This window comes from Bacillus cereus group sp. MYBK220-1, from assembly GCF_051916445.1.
Lineage (GTDB): Bacteria > Bacillota > Bacilli > Bacillales > Bacillaceae_G > Bacillus_A > Bacillus_A cereus.
This window is the reverse complement of the sequence record NZ_JBQAGQ010000010.1, coordinates 134,124-158,799: the sequence shown is the minus strand read 5'-3', so window position 1 is coordinate 158,799 and position 24,676 is coordinate 134,124. Positions and strand designations below refer to the sequence as shown.

The window sequence follows — 24,676 nt, the reverse complement described above, 5'->3', positions numbered from 1 at the left end:
GGCTTGCGACTTTAGTCGTGGGAGTCTCAATGTGGTTTTTCTATTTCGATCGATTAGACAAGGATGTAGATAACATTACAAAAGAGATTCATGATAAAAAGATGTAACACATAAAAAGGAGAGTCGCCAAGACTCTCCTTTTTATGTTAGCTTTGTTTCTGCTTCTTATTAGATGAAGATACTTTATGAGAACCTGTTTCATGTGTTGTCGTTCCTTGTCCTTCTACTTCTGGAGAACCTAGGCCCGATCTCGAATGATCTTTTTTCACTTTTTTACTCATTTATATTCACCCCTTCGCGTTACTTTTTGCTACAGGAGAATAAACTATACAAAATAAAAAGCGAGAGGAAATCCTCTCGCTTTTTTCATATTTTAGAACTCAGAAGAACCTGGAGTTCTTGGGAATGGAATTACGTCACGGATGTTAGCCATGCCAGTGATGTACATTAGGAAGCGCTCGAAACCTAGACCGAATCCAGCGTGTTTTGTACCGCCGTATTTTCTAAGTTCTAAGTACCACCAGTAGTCCTCTTCGTTCATACCTAATTCTTTAATTCTGTCTACTAAAACGTCCATTCTTTCTTCACGTTGACTTCCGCCGATTAATTCGCCGATGCCAGGAACTAGAAGGTCAGTAGCAGCTACTGTTTTACCGTCTTCATTCAAACGCATGTAGAATGCTTTAATGTCTTTCGGATAGTCAGTTACGAATACAGGGCGTTTGAAGATTTCTTCTGATAAGTATCTTTCGTGCTCTGTTTGTAAGTCAATTCCCCATTCTACTGGGTATTTGAAGTCAGCACCTGATTCTTGAAGTACTTTAATTGCTTCTGTATAAGTGATGCGACCGAAGTCAGAGTTGATTACGTTGTTCATACGCTCTAGAACTGTTTTATCAACGAAGCTGTTGAAGAATTCCATTTCTTCTGGTGCATGCTCTAATACGTATTTCATTGCATATTTCAGCATATCTTCTGTAAGGTTCATTACGTCACCTAGTTCAGCGAATGCAATCTCAGGCTCAACCATCCAGAACTCGGCAGCGTGGCGAGTTGTGTTTGAGTTTTCTGCACGGAATGTAGGTCCGAATGTGTATACATCACGGAATGCTAATGCATAAGCTTCAGCGTTCAGCTGTCCACTTACTGTTAAGTTTGTTTCTTTGCCGAAGAAGTCTTTTGTTTCATCAACTTGTCCGTCTTCGCCTTTTGGTACGTTGTTTAAATCTTGCGTTGTTACGCGGAACATTTCGCCTGCACCTTCTGTATCACTACCAGTGATGATTGGAGTGTGAACATGTACGAATCCACGCTCTTGGAAGAATTGGTGAATCGCAAATGCTGCGATAGAACGTACGCGGAACGTTGCAGAGAATGCATTTGTTCTTGGACGTAAGTGAGCGATTGTACGTAAGTATTCAAACGTATGACGCTTCTTTTGAAGTGGGTAATCAGAATCTGATAAGCCCTCGATATCAATTTTTTCTGCTTTAATTTCAAATGGTTGCTTCGCTCCAGGCGTTGCAATTACTTTACCTTCTACTTTAACTGAAGAGCTAAGTGGAAGTTTTGCAATTTCTTTGAAGTTATCTAATTCTGTATCGAAAACGATTTGAACGCTTTTGAAGAAGCTACCGTCGTTTAATTCGATGAAACCAAATGCTTTTGAATCACGTAAGTTACGAATCCACCCTGATACTTGTACTGTTTGACCTGCGTATTTATCTGTATCTCTATACAGACTTTTTACTAATGTGTTTTCCATAGTGAAATTCTCCTTTGCTGATATATTTAAATACAAAAAAACCTTTCATCCATAAAGGGACGAAAGGTTAAACTTCGCGGTACCACCCAATTTGTCATAAAGACCAACTTTAACTCGTATGTAATACATACTTCCCGGTTTGTAACAGGCCGGATTCCCGTCTAAGTCTACTCTTGAATACAAGATTCAATTTCGGTTAGCAACTCCAAGGTGTTCTTCACATATACCGCCTCATCAGGCTCTCACCGTCCCTGACTCGCTTTGGATTATAGTATATACTACTTTTCCTTATCATCGTCTTTCATTTTGTTAAACTAAAATTAATGTACTACATTCGAGAGAAAGATGCAAGGTGTCGGAAAATATATGAGCGATTTTTGTAATATATCGACTTACCGACAGTGTCCGACAACCAATCCAATAAAAAAATTGCCGGAATATATCCGGCAATTTTCTAATTACTTACGTAACTCCGCACCGAATTTCTCTTCTACCGTTGTTAGTACACGGTTATGTGCTTCTGTTACTTCTTCGTCTGTTAATGTACGTTCTGCATCGAAGTAAGTCATAGAGAATGCAAGTGATTTCTTGCCTTCTTCCATTTTTTCACCTTCGTATAAGTCGAATAGTGTTACGTCTTTCAGAAGTTCTCCGCCAGCTTCAGCAATGACTTGCTTCATTTCACCAGCTTTTGTTTCTTTTGTTACTACAACAGCCATGTCACGTGTCATAGATGGGAAACGTGGAATTGCTGAGTAGTAAGTTTCTTCAGCGTCTGCACCGAATACTTTTACAAGAGATAATTCAAATACGAATGTATTTTTCACATCTAATTGTTTTTCTGCTTCTGGGTGCAATTGACCGATGAAACCAATTACTTCGCCATCTAATACGATGTCAGCTGTACGTCCTGGGTGCATACCTTCACGTTTTGCTGGTGCATATGTGATTTGGTTTGCAACGCCAAGTACGTCGAATAGTCCTTCTAGTACACCTTTCACAACGAAGAAATCTACTACTTTCTTCTCACCTTGCCATGCATGGTGAAGAGCAAGACCTGTCATAACACCTGCAAGATGTTGTTCTTCTTTCGGAAGTTCTCCTTCTTCTGTCGGTAAGAAGATAGAACCTACTTCGTATAAAGCAACGCTGTCGTTTTTACGAGCGACATTGTATGAAACTGCTTCTAGTAATTGCGGTACTAAGCTTAAACGAAGTTGGCTACGTTCTTCACTCATTGGAAGTGCAAGACCTACAGGCGCCTTTTCGTTTGGCTCAACCATATATTGTTTCGCTTTGTCAGCGCTTGTTAATGAATACGTGATTGCTTCATATAAACCAGCACCCTCTAAGAAGCGGCGTACTTTACGACGTTTCGTTTGTGCTGATGTTAATTTACCACGAGTCATCGTTCCAGAAGGTAATGTAACTGGAATGTGGTCATAACCGTATAGACGGCCCACTTCTTCTACTAAGTCTTCTGAAATTGTAATATCAGGACGACGTGCTGGTACATTTACATGGAATGTTCCTTCTACTTCTGTGAATGGGAATTTCAAGTTTGTGAACATTGTACCCATTTCACTCGCAGAAATATTTGTACCTAATACACGGTTTACTTTTTCAGCAGTAACAGATACTGTACGCTCTTGTACTTGTAAGTTGTCAGCTTCTACTACACCTTCAAGTGCTTCACCGCCAGCATATTTCGCCATTAAAGCAGCTGCGTGTTGAATTGCTTCAAATGTACGTGTTGGGTCGATTCCTTTTTCGAAACGTGCACTTGATTCACTACGAAGACCTAAGTCTTTTGATGTACGACGTACTGTTTGACCTGCAAAGTATGCAGACTCAATTAGAACGTTTACTGTCTCATTTGTAACTTCAGAATCCGCCCCGCCCATCACACCAGCAACAGCTAAAGCTTTCGTGCCGTTTGTAATTACAAGGTGGTGGCTTTGTAATGTACGCTCTTGATCATCTAACGTTTCAATTTTTTCGCCTTCTTTTGCAAGACGAACAACGATTTCTTTTGAACCTAATTTATCGTAATCGAATGCATGTAACGGTTGACCGTATTCCATTAAAATGTAGTTTGTAATATCAACTACGTTGCTAATTGGACGAATGCCAGCTGCCATAAGACGAGTTTGCATCCACATTGGTGATGGACCAATCTTTACGTTTTTAACCATTTTTGCAATGTATAATGGGTTTTCTTCTTTCGCTTCTACACTTACAGAAATATAATCAGAAGTTTTTTCTGCTGTTTCTTGTAAGTCGATAGCTGGAAGTTTTACTTCGCGGCCATAAATAGCAGCTACTTCATATGCAACACCTAACATGTTTAAGCAATCTGCACGGTTTGGTGTTAAGCCAAGCTCAAGTACTTCATCGTGTAAGTTTAAAATTTCAAGTGCATCTGCACCAACTTCAGCGTCACTTGGGAAGATAAAGATACCATCTGCGTATTCTTTTGAAACTAACTTTCCATCAATACCAAGCTCTTGAAGAGCACAAACCATACCGTGAGAAGCTTCACCGCGTAGTTTTGCTTTTTTGATTTTGAAGTTACCAGGAAGTACAGCTCCAACTTTTGCAACTGGTACTTTTAAACCTTTTGCAATGTTAGCAGCTCCACAAATAATTTGAACTGGCTCTTCTTCACCGATATCGATTAAGCATTTGCTTAATTTATCAGCTTCTGGGTGTTTTTCACATTCTAATACGTGACCAACTACAACACCTTTTACACCTTTATTTAATACTTCAACGCCTTCTACTTCAATACCACTTTTCGTGATTTTGTCTGCTAGTTCTTGTGCTGTTACATCTTTAATATCTACATACTCTTGTAACCAACGATATGATACGAACATACTTATCCTCTCCTTCCCTTACGCTCGTTTGAATTGTTGTAAGAAACGTACATCATTTGTATAGAAATGACGAATGTCATCTACTCCGTATTTCAACATTGCGATACGCTCTGCGCCCATACCGAATGCGAAACCTTGATATTCTTTTGAATCATAACCAGCCATTTCAAGTACGTTCGGGTGAACCATACCTGCGCCTAGAATTTCAATCCAGCCAGTTCCTTTACAAGTGCCGCAACCTTTGCCATGACACATCATACAAGAAATATCCATCTCTACAGATGGCTCTGTGAATGGGAAGAAACTTGGACGAAGACGGATTTCACGATCTTCACCGAACATCTTTTTCACGAATACTTGCAGTGTACCTTTTAAGTCACTCATACGAATGTTTTTATCAATTACAAGACCTTCAATTTGCATGAACTGATGTGAATGCGTCGCATCGTCGTCATCACGGCGATACACTTTACCAGGACAAATAATTTTGATTGGGCCTTTTTCTTTATTATTTTCCATCGTACGTGCTTGCACAGAAGATGTATGTGTACGTAGTAACGTTTCTTCTGTAATGTAGAATGTATCTTGCATATCACGCGCTGGGTGATCTTTCGGTAAGTTTAGTGCTTCGAAGTTGTAGTAGTCTTTTTCTACTTCTGTTCCTTCAGCTACTTCATAACCCATACCGATGAATACATCTTCAATTTGTTCAACAACAGCTGTTAATGGATGGTGGCAACCTGTTTCAACAGGACGACCTGGCAATGTAACATCAATTGTTTCAGTAGCTAGTTTCGCTTCGATTACTGCTTTTTCTAAGTTACTAATTTTGTCTTCTAGACGCGTTTGAATCGCTTCACGTACTTCATTTACTAATGCTCCCATACGTGGACGCTCTTCTGCTGATAATTTTCCCATGCCGCGTAATACTTCTGTAATTGGGCCTTTTTTTCCTAAATACGCTACGCGTACGTCGTTTAAGCCCTTTAGCTCTTTCGCTTCTTCAATAAGCTCTAACGCTTTTTGCTTTAGCTCTTTTAAACGTGCTTCCATTTTGGAACCCTCCTAATTTTAAAAATAAAAAAACCTCGCTCCCAAAAAGGGACGAGGTAAATTCGCGGTACCACCCTAAATTGACAGAACAAGTCTGCCCACTCATTAGTTATAACGATCAATTCTGACCGGAACGCCTTTACATATACATGGTCCTGGCGTCAACTCCAGAGGTGAATTCACTTCCGTCTACCATAAGAATGCTTTCAGTCTACGGCACTCTCTCCCTATATGGCGATTTTGTAAGTTACTCTTCTCTATCAACGTTTTTCGTTATTTAACTTTTAATATAATGTACTTCAACTTATTATAAGAAGTTTTTTATTTGTTCGCAACCGGGCTTTGCAAATAATACGTTAAAATCCCTGCTGCAACCGCAACATTTAATGATTCTGCCCCGCCGTAAATCGGAATATACAAGTTTTGATCCGTTTTTGCAAGAATTTCTTGGCGTACGCCATTTCCTTCATTTCCTACAATTAATGCAAAACTGCCAGCCGGCGTTACTTCACCATACGGAACTCCATTTTCAAGAGCTGTTCCATATACAGGAACGTCATTTTCTTTTAACTTGTCTACCCATTCTTCTAAGTTCCCTTTTACAATTGGTAAGTGGAAAATAGAGCCTTGTGTAGAGCGGAGTACTTTACTATTGTAAACATCAACACAACCTTCTCCAAGCACAACGGCGTGAATACCAGCTGCATCAGCTGTACGAATAATTGTTCCTAAATTACCTGGGTCTTGCAGGCCATCTAATAAAAGGAATTTCCCATCAGTAAGAGCTACTTCTTTCTCACGCTTCTCACAAACAGCAAATACACCTTGCGTCGTTTCTGTTTCACGAAGTATTTTTACAATCGCCTCAGGTACGATATACATTTCCACATCATTAACTGTCCAATCTTTCGGAAGGTCTGTCTGATCTGAAACGATAAGTTCTGTTACAATCCCTGTCTTCAAAGCTTCCTCGACTAAGTGGAATCCTTCTACAAAAAATAAACCTTTTTTATCGCGTTCTTTTTTCGTTTGCAGCTTTTTCCACTGCTTTACACGCGGATTTTGTACTGAATCAATGTTTTTCATAATATGTATTTCCCTCTCTTCTTGTCTTATCATTATAGCCTATTTTTCATACATATTTACATAAAAAAGAACAAAAACTAACGTCAGTTTCAATTCTGAAGAAGAGGTGAAAGCAATGAGTTTTAATTTACGCGGTGCCGTATTAGCGAATGTATCTGGAAATTCACAAGATCAATTACAAGAAACAATCGTCGATGCAATTCAAAGCGGTGAAGAAAAAATGCTTCCAGGTCTTGGCGTTTTATTTGAAGTCATTTGGAAAAACGCTGATGAAAATGAAAAGCACGAAATGTTAGAAACACTAGAGCAAGGATTAAAAAAATAAGCAATTTGAAAATCACCTTTGCATAAGCTAAGGTGATTTTTTTGCAGAAAATTTTTTTCTTCTCCTAAACATTTCTACTTTACTAACGAACTATGATGGAGTACAATGTTCAAAATACATTTAAACCGATCGATTTTTCTTCATATACACCATAAGATAAAAGGAGTGAATGTTTTATGCACCGTATTACGCTTGAACAAATTTTTAAACACCACATTACACAAAAATACGTAAACCGTTCTGGAATGGTCCACGCGATCGCTGTCGCTTACCATGCGTTTCACCTAGCCAAAAAGCATCACGCCTCAGTCGATGCTGCCACAAAAGCTGGCTTCCTTCATGATATCGGACATCATACGTGGTACACAGGCGGCGAATGGGATTATGACTTATATAAAAAGAATGATATCCATGCAATTAAAGGCGCTGAAAGAGCACATAAATTACTTATTAGATTGGGAGAACATCCAAAACTAGCAAAAGAAATTTCTATTGCAATTCTTCTTCATACAGATTCTTTCTTAGTGGAACAAGAAATTGAAAGAACATCTCTTCAAAATATTATTAAATGGGCAGACGAAGCAGATGAAGAACCGGGCGGAGCGCATCATTATCGAACAATTTCTTATGAAAAAGCACTTAAAGCAATTCAGCAATTAGATCGATTGGTAGAGCGTGAATTGCAAATAGAGCAAGCAAAATTGAATAACAAGACAGAACATAGTTATCAATGAGAAAGAGGCATCACTACAGGGTGATACCTCTTTTATTATTTTATGGAAAATACACCTTTATATGTAATATTTAAATATTACGCCTGAAAACAAAATCCATTATTCCAGCTATGTTATTTCATATTATGAATAATATGTTAGCATTCTTAGGATAAAGAGAGGTATCATGATGATACCTCTCTTTACTCTTTTTATAACAACTTCTTTATACTAATTTTAATTTCTTTAATTGTCTTATTAGCGAGGATAAGTGGATTACAAGCACAATGTAAAAGTATACACAACATAGGGGACTACTGGGAGGTATTTTCTGGGTTCTCATGTCTGCAGGTGATTCATTCTATATCTAATTGAATCCTTGTATAAGAAAACAAAAAAGCAGGGAAATTAATTCCCTGCTTTTCTATTTGGTTTATTGCCTGATTGTAAGAAGAACGATAACACCCAAGCGATACCTGCTAGTATCGTTGCGATTAAGAAGGCATCGTTAATACCGTTAATTGCAGATAGCTTTGAAATTTGTCCATATAATAGTTGTGTGCTCATCCCGTCTCCTGCTTGAGCTGATCCAGCTAAGGCCGCTAAGCTTTGCCCCATACCGTGTACTTTATCAACTAAAATTGGGTTTGATGTTGTTAACATGTTGCCGTAATCTGCTACGTGAGCAGTCGTTTGTTGCGTCATAAGTGTAATTAAAATCGCTGTTCCGATTGAACCCGCTACTTGTCTTGACGTATTTTGCGTTGCTGTACCGTGAGAAATTAATTTCATCGGCAGCGCGTTCATACCAGCTGTCATAATTGGCATCATAATGAATGACATACCAATTGAACGTATAATATAATCCGTCATAATAACGCTATACGGTGTATCCATCGATAATTTTGTAAATTCATATGTCGCATACGTCGTAATTGCCAATCCAATTATCGCTAATGGACGAATACCATATTTATCGAACAATTTACCCGCTACTGGTCCCATGATCCCCATAATTAATGATCCTGGAAGAAGTAGTAAACCAGATTCAATTGGCGTAAAGCCACGAATGTTTTGCAGATATACTGGAAGCAATAACATACCTCCGAATAATGCCATCGTAACGATTGCGTTAATTACTAAAGTAAAAGTAAATACTGGATATTTAAATACTTGTAAATCAAGCATTTTATTGTCCGTTGTTAACTCTCTCCAAATAAATAACGCTAAACCAATTACACCGATAATAAGTGAAATAACAACTTCTGCACTAGTCCAACTATTATTTCCAGCTTCACTAAATCCGTACAATAAGCTTCCTAGTCCAATACTTGAACTAACCACACCGAATATATCTAATTTCGTTTTAGACACTGGCTGAGCTAGTGTAAAGAATTTTAAAGATAGGAACGTAATAATTAAACCGATAATAAACATCGCATAGAACATTAAGTTCCAGCTATAGTTTTCAATCACCCAACCTGTTACAGTTGGTCCGATAGCTGGTGCTAAAATCATTGCTACACCTAGTAATCCCATCGCCGCTCCGCGTTTATGAGGCGGGAATAACGTCATGAAGATATTCATACCAACCGGCATTAAAATACCCGCACCAACAGCTTGAATTACGCGACCTGTCATCATCATTGTAAAGTTTCCTGAAGTAGCACAAATGATAGATCCTACCGTGAAGAATAACATTGCTGCTACGAATAATTTACGATACGTAAATCGTGAAACTAAAAAGGCACTAATCGGTACTAAAATACCATTTACAAGCATGAAGCCAGTAATTAACCATTGTGCTGTTGAAGTTGATACATTAAATTCATTCATTAACGGAGGTAATGCAACATTAATGATTGTTTGGTTTAAAATAGAAACGAACATGCCTAGAATTAATACAGCTACAACTGCTTTTACGTTCACATTCTCTACAGGCATAGACATTTGTTTTTTCGGCACTTCTTTTTCTTGTTTTACTTCTTCTTGCTTTCCTGTTTCTAACTCAACTACATTAGAAATTTCCGATTCTTGCTTTCGTTCAATTTCTTTCTCTTCTGTTTCAACTTTACTTACTTCTATTTTACTTACGGCTGGGACTTGTTCTTCTCCCATTTTCGTTTTTTTCTTTCGTAAAAGACGATTTACAAGGAAGAAGACGATTATACAAAATAGTGCATATCCTGCAATTACAATTGAGGACATCTCATCTCCCCCTTACTTATGAATACGAACTGTCACATTCATGCCAGGAACAATATTTACTGATTTGCTATGATCTAAAGAAATTTTAACTGGTACTACTTGTGTTACTTTCGTATAGTTCGCTGTTGCGTTGCTTGATGGCAACATAGAGAATGTATTCGCTGTTGTTAAGCCAACTTGTTCTACTTTTCCTGTTAACGTTGTATCTGGGTATGCATCTACATACACATCTACATCTTGACCTTTTTGAACATCATCAACATCTGTTTCTTCAATGTTTGCTGTTACCCATAAATTGTTCATATCAAATGCATAAGCAATCGGGCTACCTGCTCCAACGAAAGCATTTGTTGTCGCGTTTGATTGTACAACTGTTGCATTTTGTGGAATTGTTACATCTACTGTTTGTTCTCCATTAGCTGCCGCTACAGTAACAGTACCTAATTTATCGTTCTCATTATAATTTTTTCCTACTTCAGCTTTCCAGTCAGTTAGTTTACCTGCTACTGGTGAAGCAACCGGAATTACCTTTCCATCAATCTTTGCATTGTCTGTTTTTAAGTAATTTTCCGTTTGATTGTAATAGTAATAACCGCCAATACCGCCGCCAACTAGTACAATTAATGTGATAATGTTGATAATTACCATTCTTCGAAACTGATTCATTGCATTCCTCTCCTTATATCGCATATAATTTTTTTCTAAACTATTTATGTCCTTATTGTTTAGATTGTTTAATTGTTAATTATATTAACCTTTTAACAAAAAAATCACACCATCTGCAGCGTAAATCGAAACTTATCTACCTGCGAGCGGTGCTGATTTCTGAAGGACTATCGTTTATAATTATAAATAATTATTTTGAATCTACAACCGACAATTTACGTATGAAATGTTGCTTAAACAACAATATAATACCAATATGTTGTTTAAGTATAGAAAATTAAACGAGGAGAAGGAAAATGTCTATTAAAAATACAAATGATCCACGTGTAAAGCGAACGAGACAACTCATTCAGGATGCTTTTGTCGCTTTAGTAGGCGAAAAAGGCTTTGAAAATGTAACTGTTCAACATATCGCAGAACGCGCTCCTGTAAATCGCGCTACATTTTATAGCCATTACCATGATAAATATGACCTATTAGACAAAAGCATTGAAGAAATGTTAGAGAAGCTAGCAGAAGTAATTAAACCGAAAAATAGAAATAAAGAAGATTTTCAACTTACATTTGATTCACCTCATCCTACATTTTTGGCTTTATTCGAACATATCGCAGAAAATGTAAACTTTTATAACGTTATGCTTGGGGATAAAGCTGCCGGAAACTACTCTTATAAAATGATGAAAACAATACAAGTGCATTTAACATTAAGCTTGTCTATTTCACAACCAGATGATGAAGATCTTATGGTTCCTCGTGATATTTTGATTAGTTATGTGACAGGGGCTCACATCGGAATGATTATGTCATGGTTAAAAAAAGGAATGATATATACCCCACATTTTATGGCGATGCAATTAACTCGTTTAATTATTTTAGGTGCTCATACTGCAGCGGGATTAGAACGGCCTTTTTAAAACATAAAAAAGCGAAGGAGAAGCTCCTTCGCTTTTTCTATTAATTAAATGTAATGTTATGTACAGCCTCTTTATCAAGACGTTTAATAACTTCTACAATTAACTTCACTGCATTTTCATAATCATCACGATGTAACATTGCCGCATGAGAATGGATATAGCGCGTTGCAATTGTAATTGCCATAGAAGGAATACCATTTACAGCAATGTGAATCGCACCCGCATCCGTTCCTCCGCCTGCTACTGAATCATATTGATACGGGATTTGTAATTCATCAGCAACATCAACTACGAAATCACGTAAACCTGTATGTCCAATAACAGAAGCATCATATAAAATGATTTGTGGTCCATCGCCCATTTTACTTTGTGCTTCTTTTGACGTTACACCCGGTGTATCTCCAGCGATACCAACATCTACTGCGAACGCGATATCTGGTTTAATATAATTCGCAGATGTTTTTGCGCCACGAAGACCAACTTCTTCTTGTACAGTTCCAACGCCATATACAACGTTTGGATGCTTTTCATCTTTTAATTGTTTTAATACGTCAATTGCAATTGCACAACCGATTCGGTTATCCCATGCTTTTGCAAGTAACATTTTTTCATTCTTCATCACTTGGAATTCAAAGTAAGGTACAACTTGATCTCCTGGTCGTACGCCCCACTCCATCGCTTCTTCTTGGCTAGAAGCACCGATATCGATGAACATGTCTTTAATTTCAACTGGCTTTTTACGAGCTTCTGGAGGTAAAATGTGCGGTGGTTTTGAACCAATTACACCTGTTACATCTCCTTTACGCGTTACAATCGTCACGCGTTGCGCAAGCATAACTTGTGACCACCAGCCACCAACCGTTTGGAAGCGAAGGAAACCTTTGTCATCGATTTGTGTAATCATAAATCCAACTTCATCTAAATGACCTGCAACCATAATTTTCGGGCCGTTTTCTTCCCCTACTTTTTTCGCAACTAAACTCCCTAAATTATCAGTAGAAAGTTCGTCCGCAAACGGCTCGATATATTTCTTCATTACTTCACGTGGTTCACGCTCGTTACCAGCAATACCACGTGCATCTGTTAATTCTTTTAGCATTGTCAATGTCGCGTCTAATTTTGTCATTGCCAACACCCTCCTTTTTCTTCAGTCAATTCATTATACAATAATTAAATTGAAATATTCAAAAATTAAATTAGTATCCTTGTGTTTGACGCTGATGATTTACTTCATTTTTATCTAAATATGCTTTTTCAATCTCTTCTTGTTCAAATTCAAGTGCTTGTCCAAGTCGAAGATAGCTCGTAAATAATTCAATATAATTTGTAATAGATGGTTGATCTGTAAAACGAATTACTTTCGCATATGTGTCTAAGAAAATTTCCACTTGTGTTTTATTCGTCTGTGCACATTTATAGAATAGGAAGTTTTTATCAATACCTAAATCAATTCCGATTGATAAAATAAAATGCAAACCATCTACGTATTCTTCTAATATTACTTCACGTTCTGATGCTGGTTTGTTGCTCCAATATTTAAAACAACGTGTTTCATTTGCAAGTTCTCCAATTTCTACAAGAAGAGCTAACATTTTTTCTTTTAATAATTTTTTCGGTTGTAAGTCATGTTCTTTTGCAATACGGTCATCTAATTCTTTTTGTAATTTAAATAGTTGTAGTAAGTCCATTCTATTGTCCTCCTCCAACATCGCATTTTACGCAACAATGTTGTTTCATCTCAAAGTTCATTATTATGTTTCAGTTCTTATGAATAAGTCAGCTACCTAACTCTTTATAAAATAGCTTGTCCTTAATTTACAAATACGTTTCAGTCATCGCTCTTAAATTGTTCATCTGATGAAAGTTCCATATCATCTTTCCATTATAGCAGTGTCGTTTCAGCTAGGAAAGATACTCTTCTTTCCAAACGGGCAGAATTGAAAAAAGCCAGGAGTATTCTCCTGACTTCATATGTATATTCTTCTATACTGCTATAACTTTTATATTGATTTTGTCATATTGATAACAACATAGCCGTTAATCTTTATAATTTCTTTCACTTCTAACTTCTATTTGAATACAAATAAAAAAACCTTAGAAGAAAATTCTTCTAAGGTTTCAACTAATTAATTAGTTAATGTTGTTTTTTGCAACTGTTGCTAATTCAGCGAAAGCTTTTTCGTCATGAACAGCTAAGTCAGCAAGCATCTTGCGGTTAACTTCGATGCCAGCATTTTTAAGACCGTGCATTAAGCGGCTGTAAGAAAGACCATTCATACGAGCTGCTGCGTTGATACGTGTAATCCATAATTTACGGAAGTCACGTTTCTTTTGACGGCGGTCACGGAATGCATACATTAAAGATTTCATAACCTGTTGGTTAGCAACCTTGAATAATGTATTTTTTGAACCGTAGTAACCTTTTGCTAATTTAATTACTTTTTTACGACGTTGACGAGTAACTGTACCACCTTTTACTCTTGGCATAATATTACCTCCTAATTGTTCTATATATCAGCCGAACTTATTTTAAGTTGTCAAGCATTTGACGAATGCGTTTGAAGTCACCAGCGCTTACTACACCAGCTTTACGTAGTTTACGTTTAGCTTTTGTAGATTTGTTAGCGAATAAATGGCTTGTGTAAGCGTGAGAACGTTTCAGTTTACCTGATCCAGTCTTTTTGAAACGCTTTGCAGCGCCGCGATGAGTTTTTTGTTTAGGCATAGGTATTTCCTCCTCTATCTATTACTTATCGTTTTTCGGTGCTAAAACTAAGAACATACTGCGTCCTTCCATTTTAGGCTTAGATTCAACTGTACTAACTTCAGCACAAGCTTCTGAGAAGCGATCTAAAACACGTTGACCGATTTCTTTATGAGTAATGGCACGTCCTTTAAAGCGAATTGACGCTTTAACCTTGTCGCCTTTCTCTAAAAACTTGATAGCATTACGAAGTTTTGTGTTAAAGTCGTGTTCATCAATTGTTGGACTTAAACGAACTTCTTTCATGCTAATTACTTTTTGATTTTTGCGCTGCTCTTTTTCTTTCTTCTGTTGCTCAAAGCGGAATTTACCGTAGTCCATAATGCGGCATACTGGCGGTTTCGCATTTGGAGCAACTAATACTAAATCAAGATTAAGATTTGCAGCTAAGTCTAAAGCGTCATTACGAGACTTGATTCCAAGTTGATCGCCATTTGCGCCAACTAAACGTACTTCACGTGCACGAATTTGCTCGTTAATCATCATATCCTTGCTAATAGTAAGCCACCTCCAAGGTTTTCTCAGAACATATTTTGTAGTCATAGAACCCGAACAAAAAAAGTGCGGGCATACGACACCCACACTTGTAAAATCTTAAGTAAGAAATACATTTACCTGTTAACTGCGAATGCGTCCATCAGGTGAGAAGCGGGTGCTTCTACTTGTTCCACAAAACAATATTCTATTATCCTTGATGAGTTTATCATAGGACATGACGTCTGTCAAGAAGACGCGATGTGTTTTACTAACAACAAGAAATATTGTAACAAACAACTAACATACTTGCAATACTTTTTTATGATAAGTGTTACATGGTTATTTTTTCTAATTTTTCTCAAGTATATTACATAAAAAAGCCGCGGTATACCGCGGCTTTTTCTTATCGTTTTCCTTCTACTTTAATCATGTCAACAAAAGCATCTAATGCGATTGTTTCTGATTTTTGTTCACCATATTTACGTACGTTTACGCCGTTTTCAGTTACTTCATTGTCACCTACTACAAGCATGTACGGAATTTTTTGCATTTGTGCTTCACGGATTTTGTAACCGATTTTCTCTTCACGAGTGTCTAATTCAACACGGATACCAGCACGACGCAATTCGTCTTGTACTTTCTTCGCATAGTCTAAATGTACTTGCGGAGAAACTGGAATTACTTGTACTTGAACTGGAGCTAACCATGTTGGGAATGCACCTTTGTATTCTTCAATTAAGAAGGCTACAAAACGTTCCATAGTTGATACAACACCACGGTGAATTACAACTGGACGATGTTGTTTACCGTCTTCACCAACGTATGATAATTCAAAGCGTTCTGGAAGCAAGAAGTCTAATTGTACAGTTGAAAGTGTTTCGTCTTTTCCAAGAGCAGTACGAACTTGAACGTCAAGTTTTGGACCGTAGAATGCCGCTTCACCTTCAGCTTCATAGTAATCAAGACCCATTTCATCCATAGCTTCTTTTAACATACCTTGTGCTTTTTCCCACATCTCATCATCCGCATAATACTTTTTAGTATCTGCTGGGTCGCGGTAAGATAGACGGAATGAGTAGTTCTCTAAACCGAAATCTTTGTACACTTCTAGAGTTAAGTTTACAACACGTTTTAACTCTTCTTTAATTTGATCTGGACGAACGAAAATATGCGCATCGTTTAAAGTCATTCCGCGTACACGTTGTAATCCAGATAACGCACCTGACATTTCATAACGGTGCATTGTTCCAAGTTCCGCAATACGGATTGGTAATTCACGGTAGCTGTGAATATCATTTTTATAAACCATCATATGATGAGGACAGTTCATTGGACGAAGAACTAATTCTTCGTTATCCATTTCCATTGATGGGAACATGCCATCACGGTAGTGGTTCCAGTGACCAGAAGTTTCATAAAGCTCTCTGCTTCCTAGTACTGGAGTATATACGTGATCATAGCCTAAGCTTGCTTCTTTATCAACGATATAACGCTCGATAATACGACGAATTGTTGCACCCTTTGGTAACCAAAGTGGTAAACCTTGTCCTACTTTTTGGCTATTAGTAAATAGTTTTAATTCTTTACCTAATTTACGGTGATCGCGCTCTTTCGCTTCTTCAAGCATACGTAAGTGCTCATCTAATTCCGCTTTCTTAACAAATGCAGTACCGTAAATACGTTGTAGCATTTTATTATTGCTATCGCCGCGCCAGTAAGCACCCGCAACGCTTAATAATTTAAATACTTTAATTTTCCCTGTAGATGGAAGGTGAACACCACGGCAAAGGTCGAAGAATTCGCCTTGCTCATAGATTGAAATAACTGCATCTTCTGGAAGATCGTTAATTAAATCTAATTTTAACTCATCGCCGATTTCTTCAAAGCGACGAATTGCTTCTGCACGTGGTACTTCATGACGAACGATTTCTAAGTTCTCGTTCACAATTTTTTGCATTTCTTTTTCGATTTTCTTGAAGTCTTCAACTGTAATTGCTTCTTCCATATCAATATCGTAGTAGAAGCCATTTTCAATTACTGGACCAATGCCGAGCTCAACCTTAACATCTTTATATAAACGTTTTAACGCTTGTGCTAAAAGGTGGGCTGTTGAATGGCGTAAAATATATAGGCCATCTTCAGAATCTAATGTAATGATAGAAACTGCACCATCTTCTTCGATTGGTGTAACAAGATCGATCATCTCATCGTTTAATTTTCCAGCTACAGCTTTTTTCTTTAAGCCTGGGCTAATAGAAGCTGCGATTTCTTCAGTTGTTACGCCTTTTGGAAACTCCTTCACAGCTCCATCAGGGAAAGTAATTTTAACTACATCTGCCATCACTGGTCACTCCTCTTTTTCTCAAAATAAAAAACACTCATCCCGTAAAAAGGGACGAGTGTTGAATTCGTGGTTCCACCCTTGTTCCAATTAACATAATTGTTAATTGCTCAAGTTCAACATAACGGTGTTGTCCGTTAGCAATTACTAGAAAACCGTTCACTGCTAAAGTTTAGAGGTGGTAAGTAATAATCCCGTACTAGGAAGCTCACACCCTAAGGCTTCCCTCTCTGAAAATCGTAGAAAACTACTCATGTCCTCATCATGACATTTCAATATATTTCATTTATGTAGGTAATTATATGCTCAAAAACTTAGAAAATCAAGGGCGTTACCTTTATTTTTTAAATTTTTCACATTGCGCTCAAAATCATGTAATCCATGTAATTGGACCCGTTCTTGGAACACATTTCGCAAAGTAATTATCATATTATGGTCTTGTTCTTTCGTATATAAATAAATCTTTTTGGGCGAAATAGAAAGAAGCGGCGCAATTACTTTCGTATCAATATATACATCATTTTGCTTTAATAATTCCTCATCTATATATTGGACCAACTTCTCCTGTTTTAAACGTCTACCTTTATCATCATAAAAGATAAAGCTTTCATCAAAAATAAGATGCACGCAAGACAAACGTGATTTACGGCTACTTACTTGTTGCCGAAGCGTCTCAATGAACATTTGGTATTCTTGCTCCATCTTATATTCATCAATTGCCACTTCCGCAAGTTTAGCCACCATTTCCCTATATGTACGAAGACGAAAACGGATATATGATGAAAACGAGAATGAGAGCGGATCACAAAGCCAATTATTTAAAGAAGACTTAATATATGACTCAAATGCGTTACGCGTTAAATCCTGAGCTACACCTTTTCTTTTTCCCTTTAAAATCTCATGTGCCATGTGCAATATTTGATGACACTCTTCTTGTTCTTCATAAAAAAACTTTTCTTTTAAAATCGTATAAATCCACTCATTTTGTTTCACATTCACAATGAAATACACCATTACTGGCAATAAGATCTTTTCAATATAATTCGATTCACGTACTGGTATGTGAATCACCACTTTTTGTTCCTGTAAATACACACTCGTTTCCTTATATAACACTTCCGCTCTTTTCAGCAATTGTCTATATACGTGCATAGCATCATTTTTTTCTTCGAAGCAAATTTCAATCACTTTTGTCCCCCCTTTTATCCCCGCTCTAAAGGACTGTATCTATACGTTACAAATCCTATAAGAGTCCGTTCCACGTGAAGTTCACTCTTAGTAGAATTACATTTCCTATCGTTAGAAAATCCACTCAATATGGCTTGCTAATTTTATATATATTAAGGGAGGGAGAAAAAAATGATACAAGCTACTATGAATTTTTATTGTATACTTTACTTATCAATAACAGGGGTTATCCGAATGTTTGAATATAAATTCGTAAAAGTCGAACCACATTGGGGGTTCACTCGCTCAAAACCAGCTGAAGACTACCAAGAAATTATTCAAGAACATGCTAGAAATGGCTGGAGGTTCGTACAGATTGTTGCCCCTACGATTGGCAGTTCTGGACAACCTGAATATTTCGACCTCATATTTGAAAAGAAAATATCACTATAATACAAAAGAGCAAGCTTCTCAGCTTGCTCTTTTACTTATGACGACGGTTTTTCCCACCAATCGGAATTGGTTTCGCTAAATATTTAATTCGTTCCATAATACGTGCTGCCTTCATTTCTTCAGCCTCGCCACGCTGCGTATACGTTAAATGGTGTTCCAGTTGTTTAAAATCAAAATTAGACGTAAAGAACGTCGGTAAGTTTTCTAACATACGGAATTGTAAGATTGCACCGAGTACATCGTCACGGACAAAGCTTGACATCGCTTCTGCCCCGATATCATCTAACATTAAAACTTGTACGCGTTTAACCGCATCAATCTTCTCACCAATCGAATTATCTTGAATTGAACTTTTAATTTCACGTAAAAATTCCGGGAAGTATACGAGCATCGAACTTATTTTCTTTCGAGCAAGCTCGTTCGCTATTGCTCCTAACAAATACGTTTTTCCTACACCAAATTTACCGTACAAATATAAACCTTGTGCTTTTTTACCTGGTTCATATGTACTTAAAAATTCATTCGCTGCACCAATCGCATCGATACGTGCATTTAAATCAGAAGGATCTAAGTTTTCCATAGTTGCCTGTAAAATATCCGTTGGCATATATACACTTTGAACAAGTTTTTCATATTTCTTTCTCTCGTCATACGCTACTTTTCTAACGCAGCGATCGTATTGAATATCAATCATCTTCCCTTGAATAACAAGCTTTGGCTCGTACCCTTGTAGCATATTTTTACATGAGCCTAAATCCGGACAATCCACGCAACCTACACTTTGTCCAATATATTCATATAACTTAACAAGACTGCGCTCAATCATAGAAGTCGTTACTTCACCCTTATGTTCGTCTATAAATTCTTTCACACGCGGATGCGCCATTACTTCTGCCTTTAATACTTCATATCTATTTTTAAAGTTTTCATTTTCCATTAATTTTGCAAATGAATTTTGAATATGCTCCATTTTCTCACCTCAAAGAGCGTTCATTCTCTTCTATTAATCACGCTTATATTTTTTTAACACTTCTTCTAGTCGTTTTCTTTCATCTTCTAGCGTACTTGCATCTTTTTCTACACTTACATCTTTCTTCTCTGTTTCTTTCTCTTGTTCTTTCGGCTCTTCTTCCTTAAGCCAATCTGGCACCATTTCTTTCCGCACCGTTTTCTTCGCCGTACGGCCTTTTTTCTTCGTCTCAGCCCACTCTTGATACTGACGGTTCTCTTCTTTCGCTAACGCCATCGCGTCCGCTACTGTACCGACCTTTTTACGTGCCCAATGCCCAGCAATCTTCTCGACATACGTTTTCGCAAGTTTCATATCTGAGCGTAGCATAACGTAATAAATAAGTACATTCACAACTCCTGGTGTCAATTTTTGATTAATCATGACATCTTCAACGATCTGCAAGTCCGCTTTCGTTGCCTCTGCACCACCAGAAATCTCTTTCAATAGTTGTTTTGGTGAGATTTCCTCTAGTTGCTTTATTAGCATCTCCTCTTGCGATGAAGGCTCTTTCTCTTTCATCGTACGTGCAGCATGAGGCTGTACTCTTTCACTTAATACCGGTAATGCTTGACCATTTTCAAATTGATACCAATCGCGCGCTCCTTTTCTAAGCCTCTCCATATCAATTGTTTGCATCTCTGTCACTGCACCAAGAACGATATTTTGCATCGATAACACATCTACACCATACACGTAAGCAAGTGTTATAACGCAGTCTCTCACTTGATCTGTAATCGCCTTTTTAGGAACAAGAGCGGACAATCCATCTATAAATAAAGAGAAATCAAAGAAATCATTCCAAACTTTCGGAGCGTCTCCCTTCTCGTTACTTGGCATAGTTGTCGTTTTTGGAATACGAAGGTCTTCTTGCGCATGCTCAAGCTGTCCTGGATTAAACGAACCAAACACATCATTGAAAGAACGCGTAACATTTTCATAAGAAGCAAAATCAAATTCTTCTTCTAAGAAATATTGCTTTACTTGATTATATTTTGTCCTGCTCAATCGATTGTATAAAAAGATACTTAAAACAATATCATCAAAAAACTGCTTCGGAGATAAAGGTGGTTGCAACTCATATATGAACATTCGAATATCTTTTTCTTTCTTAATATATACCTTCAAAAGCCCAATTGCCTCTAACTTTACTCGTTCCTCATATACTTCAGGAAGTTGCATTTGCATAGTCACCATAAGGGAATGATGCGTATTCTCTTTTCCAAATACACGATCTTGCTCAAGCTCTCCCCATAGTGTCATGTATAAGCTAAAAGCTCTACTACCTATTAACGGCTGATACAACATCGTTAACACTTTTCGGTCGTAATTGTGCAGTAGTCCTTTCGCACTTACTTTATAACGATCAATCGGCAATAGCTCCATCCATGACTGTTTTTCCATTCTTGCTTTTCCTTTCTCTCATCCAATCTATCCTCTACTTCATTCGTTCTATCTTCATTATATAAATTCTTAGTGAAAAAGAGCTATTAGCTTGCGCTTCTAGCTCTCTTATCCTATTACTTACGGTATGTAAAGAGAATAAAATACAACTTCTACTCTCTTTCTTTTTGCAGTATATCTTTTAATTCTTCAATAAATACATTTAAATCTTTAAATTGACGATATACAGAAGCAAAACGTACGTAAGCAACATCATCAATATCGCGAAGTTCTTCCATAACAATTTCACCAATCATATCACTTTTCACTTCTGATATACCTAAATTACGCAGTTCACGTTCCACGCTTTGTGTTACTTCTTCTAATTGTCTTAAAGATACTGGTCTTTTTTCACACGCTTTAATTAAACCGCGTAAAATCTTTTCTTTATTAAACTCTTCTCGTGTGCCTTCTTTTTTTACAACGATAAGAGGTGACTCTTCTACCCTTTCAAAGGTCGTAAAGCGACTTAAGCAGCTTTCACACTCTCTCCTTCTTCGAATAGAGCGCCCCTCGTCTACCGGACGCGAATCTAACACTCTTGTACCATTATGAGAACAGGATGGACAACGCAATTCATTCACTCCTTTACACTATACTCTTTATTTTTCTCTACTCACTTCACCTAAAATATATATACAATATTATATAACTCATTCTAACTCTCTTACCACTTTAAGTTCCAGCGCATCACTTTATCATCTCATCCTTAAAAATAAGATGGTATATAGGGCACTACCTCATTTGCAAGAGTCCAATTTATTCAACTAACGAGTACGTTATATTTTCCCTTTTTTATAAACTAAAAAAGAGGTGCATTATACACCTCTTTACATTTTAAATCAATTATGTTCTTTTTTAAAGAGCTTTTGTTTCTCTCTGCTTAATTTCGAAGCTACCAGTGCCTCGAGGAAGCTCGATGCTCTCACGCGTTTTCGCGTTTAAACCCTCTGCAATATATTCTGCAGCAACATTTGGATCAATACGATCCCCACAAGTATAAACATCAATACTTGCGTAACCGTGCTCCGGAAAGCTATGAATTGTTAAATGTGATTCTGAGATAATTACTACTCCACTTACACCTTGTGGTGCAAATTTATGGAAAGCAACCTCACGCACTTCAGCACCAGCTCTTAGTGCTGCATCCACAAATAATTGTTCAATATACGGCATGTCATTAAGCTTGTCGAAATCGCAATCCCAAAGTTCAGCGATCACGTGACGACCCATCGTATCCATAGTATCCATTCTACAGTTCCCCCTTGTAAATTTATTCTAACTGTTCGAATTGAAAACTAATTTGCAATTTGGCTTGCTCCACTACCACGGGGGAAAGTTAGTCCAGAGAGGTCCTAACCCTTTAAGTAGTGACTACGTACCTCAGCTCTTAAGTTTACGAGTGTTAGTATACTTTGTTTATTTTCATTTTGCAACAACAGTTTTTTCGATTTTCTGTCATATTTTCCTCTTTACTTTTCCCTAAAAAAAATAAACGATTCACAAATGCAGTAATCACAACGTTTCGTGGTATGTCCACTTTTTAAAATATACTTATATAATTTTTTTCCTTTTCAGAAAAAATTAAAAAAAGAGGGCAAATATTGCCTTGCCCTCTCCTCCCTTATTCACTTAAATGTGTTGCACATTTTCTTGTTTCGCTAACTCTTGAACAACTAACGTTACAAGATCTACAACACGACGAGAGTAGCCCCACTCGTTATCATACCAAGCAAGTACTTTCACTTTACGATCACCCATTACCATTGTAGATAAACCATCGATAATAGCTGAGTGTGTATTTGTATTAAAGTCGATAGATACTAAAGGCTCTTCGCTGAATTCTACAATACCTTTTAACGCACCGTTTGCAACAGTTTTGAATGCATCGTTAATAGCTTCAACTGTCACATCGCGTTTTACATCTACTACTAAATCAACAAGAGACACGTTTGGTGTTGGTACACGAAGTGCCATACCATGAAGTTTTCCGTTTAAATGTGGAAGAACTTTTGCTAGCGCTTTCGCAGCACCTGTCGTTGTCGGAATGATTGATTGTCCGCAAGCACGTGCTCTTCTTAAATCTTTATGTGGGTTATCAATATTTTTTTGGTCATTTGTATAAGCGTGAACTGTCGTCATTAAACCGTTTTCAATTCCAAACTGCTCATCTAACACCTTCACAACAGGCGCTAAACAATTTGTTGTACAAGATGCATTTGAAATAACAGTATGTTTTGTAATATCTAATTGGTCTTCGTTCACACCAACTACAATTGTTACATCTTCATTTTTACCAGGCGCTGTTAAAATAACTTTTTTCGCTCCAGCTTCAACGTGAAGAATTGCTTTTTCTTTCGAATTAAATTTACCAGTTGCTTCAATTACAACTTCAACACCTAAATCTGTCCAAGGCAATTCCTTTGGATCGCGGTTGTTTAAAAGGCGAATCATTTTTCCATCAACTAATAAGTGATCTTCAAATGCTTCTACTGTTCCGTCAAACTTGCCATGAACTGTATCATATTTAATTAAGTGTGCTAACGTTTCAGATGGATAGCTTGCATTGATTGCTACAATTTCGAATGCGCTTTCTTTTATTGCTTGACGAAATACCATTCTCCCAATACGTCCAAATCCATTAATTGCCACACGAGTCATAATATGTTATCCCCCTTGAATGCGTTATACTATTTATCTCCAATCCCAATAATAGTATAACACAAAAAGGGGATATGTCACTAAGCATTTTCATTAATTTCACAATTTTTTAGTCAATAATGTTCCACTTCTTTAAAATTACCTGCAATTGTGTTTTCGTTCCCATAATTGTGCCATCATTATTTATCACTTCATCTGCATTTTCCACTTTTTCTTCTAACGGCATTTGAGATTGAATACGAGCTGTTGCTTCTTCTTCTGAAAAGTTATTTCGTTTCATTAAACGTTCTAATTGCGTATGCGGCTTAACCGCTACAACTAAAATGCGGTCAACGAGACTTGTTAATTTGCTTTCAAATAAGAGAGGAATATCTAACACAACCGCTTGCATACCTTCTTTTATGTACATTTCCTTTTGCCTATTCATTTCCTCACGCACTGCAGGATGAACAATTTTATTTAACTGCAATCGTTTTTCTTCATTATAGAAAACGACACTTCCTAGTTTTGGACGATCTAATTCTCCATCTTCTTGTAACACTTCCGTTCCAAATACTTCTACTATTTTGTTATATGCTGGTTTTCCTCGCTCTACAACTTCTCTTGCGATAATATCTGCATCAATAACTGGTATGCTCAGTTCACGAAACATTTCTGATACCGTACTTTTTCCGCTTGCAATGCCTCCCGTTAATCCAATTACTACTGTCATAATAATCCTCCTCATAATAAAAGGCGCGAAACTAATGTTC

At 37.2% G+C, this 24,676-nt stretch carries 24 protein-coding genes, 2 pseudogenes and 4 other annotated features; of the genes and pseudogenes, 6 read left to right on the top strand and 20 right to left on the bottom strand.

What is annotated here, in order from left to right; all coding sequences use genetic code 11:
- Positions 1 to 146 precede the first annotated feature (146 nt).
- The 5 genes from ACTFRU_RS26820 to ACTFRU_RS26800 form a co-directional block, all read right to left on the bottom strand.
- A complete protein-coding gene (locus ACTFRU_RS26820; protein WP_000039589.1) occupies positions 147 to 281 on the bottom strand; it encodes a YuzL family protein in 135 nt (44 codons plus the stop codon).
- A 92-nt stretch (positions 282 to 373) separates the two neighbouring features.
- Complete coding sequence (gene asnS / locus ACTFRU_RS26815) at positions 374 to 1,765, bottom strand: asparagine--tRNA ligase (RefSeq protein ID WP_102956007.1); 1,392 nt, start codon at positions 1,763 to 1,765, stop codon at positions 374 to 376.
- Positions 1,766 to 1,817: 52 nt separating this feature from the next.
- Positions 1,818 to 2,069 (bottom strand) — a binding site (T-box leader).
- 154 nt (positions 2,070 to 2,223) lie between these two features.
- Positions 2,224 to 4,644, bottom strand: coding sequence for a phenylalanine--tRNA ligase subunit beta (gene pheT / locus ACTFRU_RS26810; protein ID WP_000498188.1), 2,421 nt, complete (start codon positions 4,642 to 4,644; stop codon positions 2,224 to 2,226).
- Between the two features lie 18 nt (positions 4,645 to 4,662).
- On the bottom strand, positions 4,663 to 5,697 hold the full coding sequence (gene pheS, locus ACTFRU_RS26805; RefSeq protein WP_000388222.1) for a phenylalanine--tRNA ligase subunit alpha: 1,035 nt from the start codon (positions 5,695 to 5,697) through the stop codon (positions 4,663 to 4,665).
- A gap of 44 nt (positions 5,698 to 5,741) precedes the next feature.
- Positions 5,742 to 5,970, bottom strand: a binding site (T-box leader).
- Between the two features lie 48 nt (positions 5,971 to 6,018).
- Positions 6,019 to 6,816 (bottom strand): TrmH family RNA methyltransferase, encoded by a 798-nt coding sequence (locus tag ACTFRU_RS26800; protein ID WP_012593342.1) that lies wholly within the window; start codon positions 6,814 to 6,816, stop codon positions 6,019 to 6,021.
- Between the two features lie 82 nt (positions 6,817 to 6,898).
- Here ACTFRU_RS26800 and sspI point away from each other — a divergent pair, with 82 nt between their 5' ends.
- The 4 genes and pseudogenes from sspI to ACTFRU_RS26780 form a co-directional block, all read left to right on the top strand.
- Positions 6,899 to 7,108, top strand: a complete 210-nt coding sequence (gene sspI, locus ACTFRU_RS26795) for a small acid-soluble spore protein SspI (protein WP_000009509.1) — start codon at positions 6,899 to 6,901, stop codon at positions 7,106 to 7,108.
- A gap of 176 nt (positions 7,109 to 7,284) precedes the next feature.
- Positions 7,285 to 7,842: an HD domain-containing protein gene (locus ACTFRU_RS26790; RefSeq protein ID WP_000554786.1), complete on the top strand. Its 558-nt coding sequence runs from the start codon at positions 7,285 to 7,287 to the stop codon at positions 7,840 to 7,842.
- A gap of 74 nt (positions 7,843 to 7,916) precedes the next feature.
- Positions 7,917 to 7,997: pseudogene (locus tag ACTFRU_RS26785) on the top strand (CPBP family intramembrane glutamic endopeptidase); the annotation flags it as partial.
- Between the two features lie 58 nt (positions 7,998 to 8,055).
- A pseudogene (locus ACTFRU_RS26780) lies at positions 8,056 to 8,192 on the top strand (DNA-binding protein); the annotation flags it as partial.
- Between the two features lie 37 nt (positions 8,193 to 8,229).
- Here ACTFRU_RS26780 and ACTFRU_RS26775 read toward each other — a convergent pair.
- Both ACTFRU_RS26775 and ACTFRU_RS26770 read right to left on the bottom strand, forming a co-directional pair.
- The gene (locus tag ACTFRU_RS26775) at positions 8,230 to 10,029 is read right to left on the bottom strand and encodes a DHA2 family efflux MFS transporter permease subunit (RefSeq protein WP_000095298.1); all 1,800 of its coding nucleotides are present in this window, start codon (positions 10,027 to 10,029) and stop codon (positions 8,230 to 8,232) included.
- A gap of 12 nt (positions 10,030 to 10,041) precedes the next feature.
- Positions 10,042 to 10,695, bottom strand: coding sequence for an HlyD family secretion protein (locus ACTFRU_RS26770; RefSeq protein WP_001071419.1), 654 nt, complete (start codon positions 10,693 to 10,695; stop codon positions 10,042 to 10,044).
- Positions 10,696 to 10,991: 296 nt separating this feature from the next.
- Between ACTFRU_RS26770 and ACTFRU_RS26765 the strand changes: the two genes are divergently transcribed.
- Positions 10,992 to 11,609, top strand: a complete 618-nt coding sequence (locus tag ACTFRU_RS26765) for a TetR/AcrR family transcriptional regulator (RefSeq protein WP_000023660.1) — start codon at positions 10,992 to 10,994, stop codon at positions 11,607 to 11,609.
- Between the two features lie 40 nt (positions 11,610 to 11,649).
- Here the strand turns inward: ACTFRU_RS26765 and ACTFRU_RS26760 are convergent, their stop codons facing one another.
- The 7 genes from ACTFRU_RS26760 to ytxC all read right to left on the bottom strand — a co-directional run bounded on the left by ACTFRU_RS26760 (position 11,650) and on the right by ytxC (position 18,379).
- The gene (locus ACTFRU_RS26760; protein WP_000163555.1) at positions 11,650 to 12,735 is read right to left on the bottom strand and encodes a M42 family metallopeptidase; all 1,086 of its coding nucleotides are present in this window, start codon (positions 12,733 to 12,735) and stop codon (positions 11,650 to 11,652) included.
- Between the two features lie 70 nt (positions 12,736 to 12,805).
- Complete coding sequence (locus ACTFRU_RS26755) at positions 12,806 to 13,297, bottom strand: dUTP diphosphatase (protein WP_000365050.1); 492 nt, start codon at positions 13,295 to 13,297, stop codon at positions 12,806 to 12,808.
- A gap of 442 nt (positions 13,298 to 13,739) precedes the next feature.
- Entirely contained in the window at positions 13,740 to 14,096 is a 357-nt protein-coding gene (rplT, locus tag ACTFRU_RS26750) for a 50S ribosomal protein L20 (RefSeq protein WP_001138362.1), read from the bottom strand.
- Between the two features lie 37 nt (positions 14,097 to 14,133).
- On the bottom strand, positions 14,134 to 14,334 hold the full coding sequence (gene rpmI, locus ACTFRU_RS26745; protein WP_001125945.1) for a 50S ribosomal protein L35: 201 nt from the start codon (positions 14,332 to 14,334) through the stop codon (positions 14,134 to 14,136).
- Positions 14,335 to 14,355: 21 nt separating this feature from the next.
- Complete coding sequence (gene infC / locus ACTFRU_RS26740) at positions 14,356 to 14,859, bottom strand: translation initiation factor IF-3 (RefSeq protein WP_000973215.1); 504 nt, start codon at positions 14,857 to 14,859, stop codon at positions 14,356 to 14,358.
- 63 nt (positions 14,860 to 14,922) lie between these two features.
- Positions 14,923 to 15,043 (bottom strand) — a sequence feature (ribosomal protein L20 leader region).
- A 210-nt stretch (positions 15,044 to 15,253) separates the two neighbouring features.
- Entirely contained in the window at positions 15,254 to 17,191 is a 1,938-nt protein-coding gene (gene thrS, locus ACTFRU_RS26735; protein ID WP_000786083.1) for a threonine--tRNA ligase, read from the bottom strand.
- Positions 17,192 to 17,238: 47 nt separating this feature from the next.
- Positions 17,239 to 17,466 (bottom strand) — a binding site (T-box leader).
- 31 nt (positions 17,467 to 17,497) lie between these two features.
- Positions 17,498 to 18,379 carry a putative sporulation protein YtxC gene (ytxC, locus tag ACTFRU_RS26730; protein ID WP_000569625.1) on the bottom strand — a complete coding sequence of 294 codons (882 nt, stop codon included), beginning with the start codon at positions 18,377 to 18,379 and terminating at the stop codon, positions 17,498 to 17,500.
- A 234-nt stretch (positions 18,380 to 18,613) separates the two neighbouring features.
- Here ytxC and ACTFRU_RS26725 point away from each other — a divergent pair, with 234 nt between their 5' ends.
- A complete protein-coding gene (locus tag ACTFRU_RS26725) occupies positions 18,614 to 18,811 on the top strand; it encodes a DUF4177 domain-containing protein (RefSeq protein WP_002024924.1) in 198 nt (65 codons plus the stop codon).
- A 31-nt stretch (positions 18,812 to 18,842) separates the two neighbouring features.
- Here ACTFRU_RS26725 and dnaI read toward each other — a convergent pair whose 3' ends face one another.
- The 6 genes from dnaI to coaE form a co-directional block, all read right to left on the bottom strand.
- Positions 18,843 to 19,781 (bottom strand): primosomal protein DnaI, encoded by a 939-nt coding sequence (gene dnaI, locus ACTFRU_RS26720; RefSeq protein WP_000400106.1) that lies wholly within the window; start codon positions 19,779 to 19,781, stop codon positions 18,843 to 18,845.
- Positions 19,782 to 19,814: 33 nt separating this feature from the next.
- A complete protein-coding gene (locus ACTFRU_RS26715; RefSeq protein WP_000415048.1) occupies positions 19,815 to 21,224 on the bottom strand; it encodes a replication initiation and membrane attachment family protein in 1,410 nt (469 codons plus the stop codon).
- Between the two features lie 152 nt (positions 21,225 to 21,376).
- On the bottom strand, positions 21,377 to 21,838 hold the full coding sequence (nrdR, locus tag ACTFRU_RS26710) for a transcriptional regulator NrdR (RefSeq protein WP_001203687.1): 462 nt from the start codon (positions 21,836 to 21,838) through the stop codon (positions 21,377 to 21,379).
- A gap of 283 nt (positions 21,839 to 22,121) precedes the next feature.
- Positions 22,122 to 22,505, bottom strand: a complete 384-nt coding sequence (gene speD / locus ACTFRU_RS26705; RefSeq protein ID WP_002003660.1) for an adenosylmethionine decarboxylase — start codon at positions 22,503 to 22,505, stop codon at positions 22,122 to 22,124.
- 390 nt (positions 22,506 to 22,895) lie between these two features.
- Positions 22,896 to 23,924, bottom strand: a complete 1,029-nt coding sequence (locus tag ACTFRU_RS26700; RefSeq protein WP_000198975.1) for a glyceraldehyde-3-phosphate dehydrogenase — start codon at positions 23,922 to 23,924, stop codon at positions 22,896 to 22,898.
- A 109-nt stretch (positions 23,925 to 24,033) separates the two neighbouring features.
- Entirely contained in the window at positions 24,034 to 24,636 is a 603-nt protein-coding gene (coaE, locus tag ACTFRU_RS26695; RefSeq protein ID WP_016123436.1) for a dephospho-CoA kinase, read from the bottom strand.
- Positions 24,637 to 24,676 lie beyond the last annotated feature (40 nt).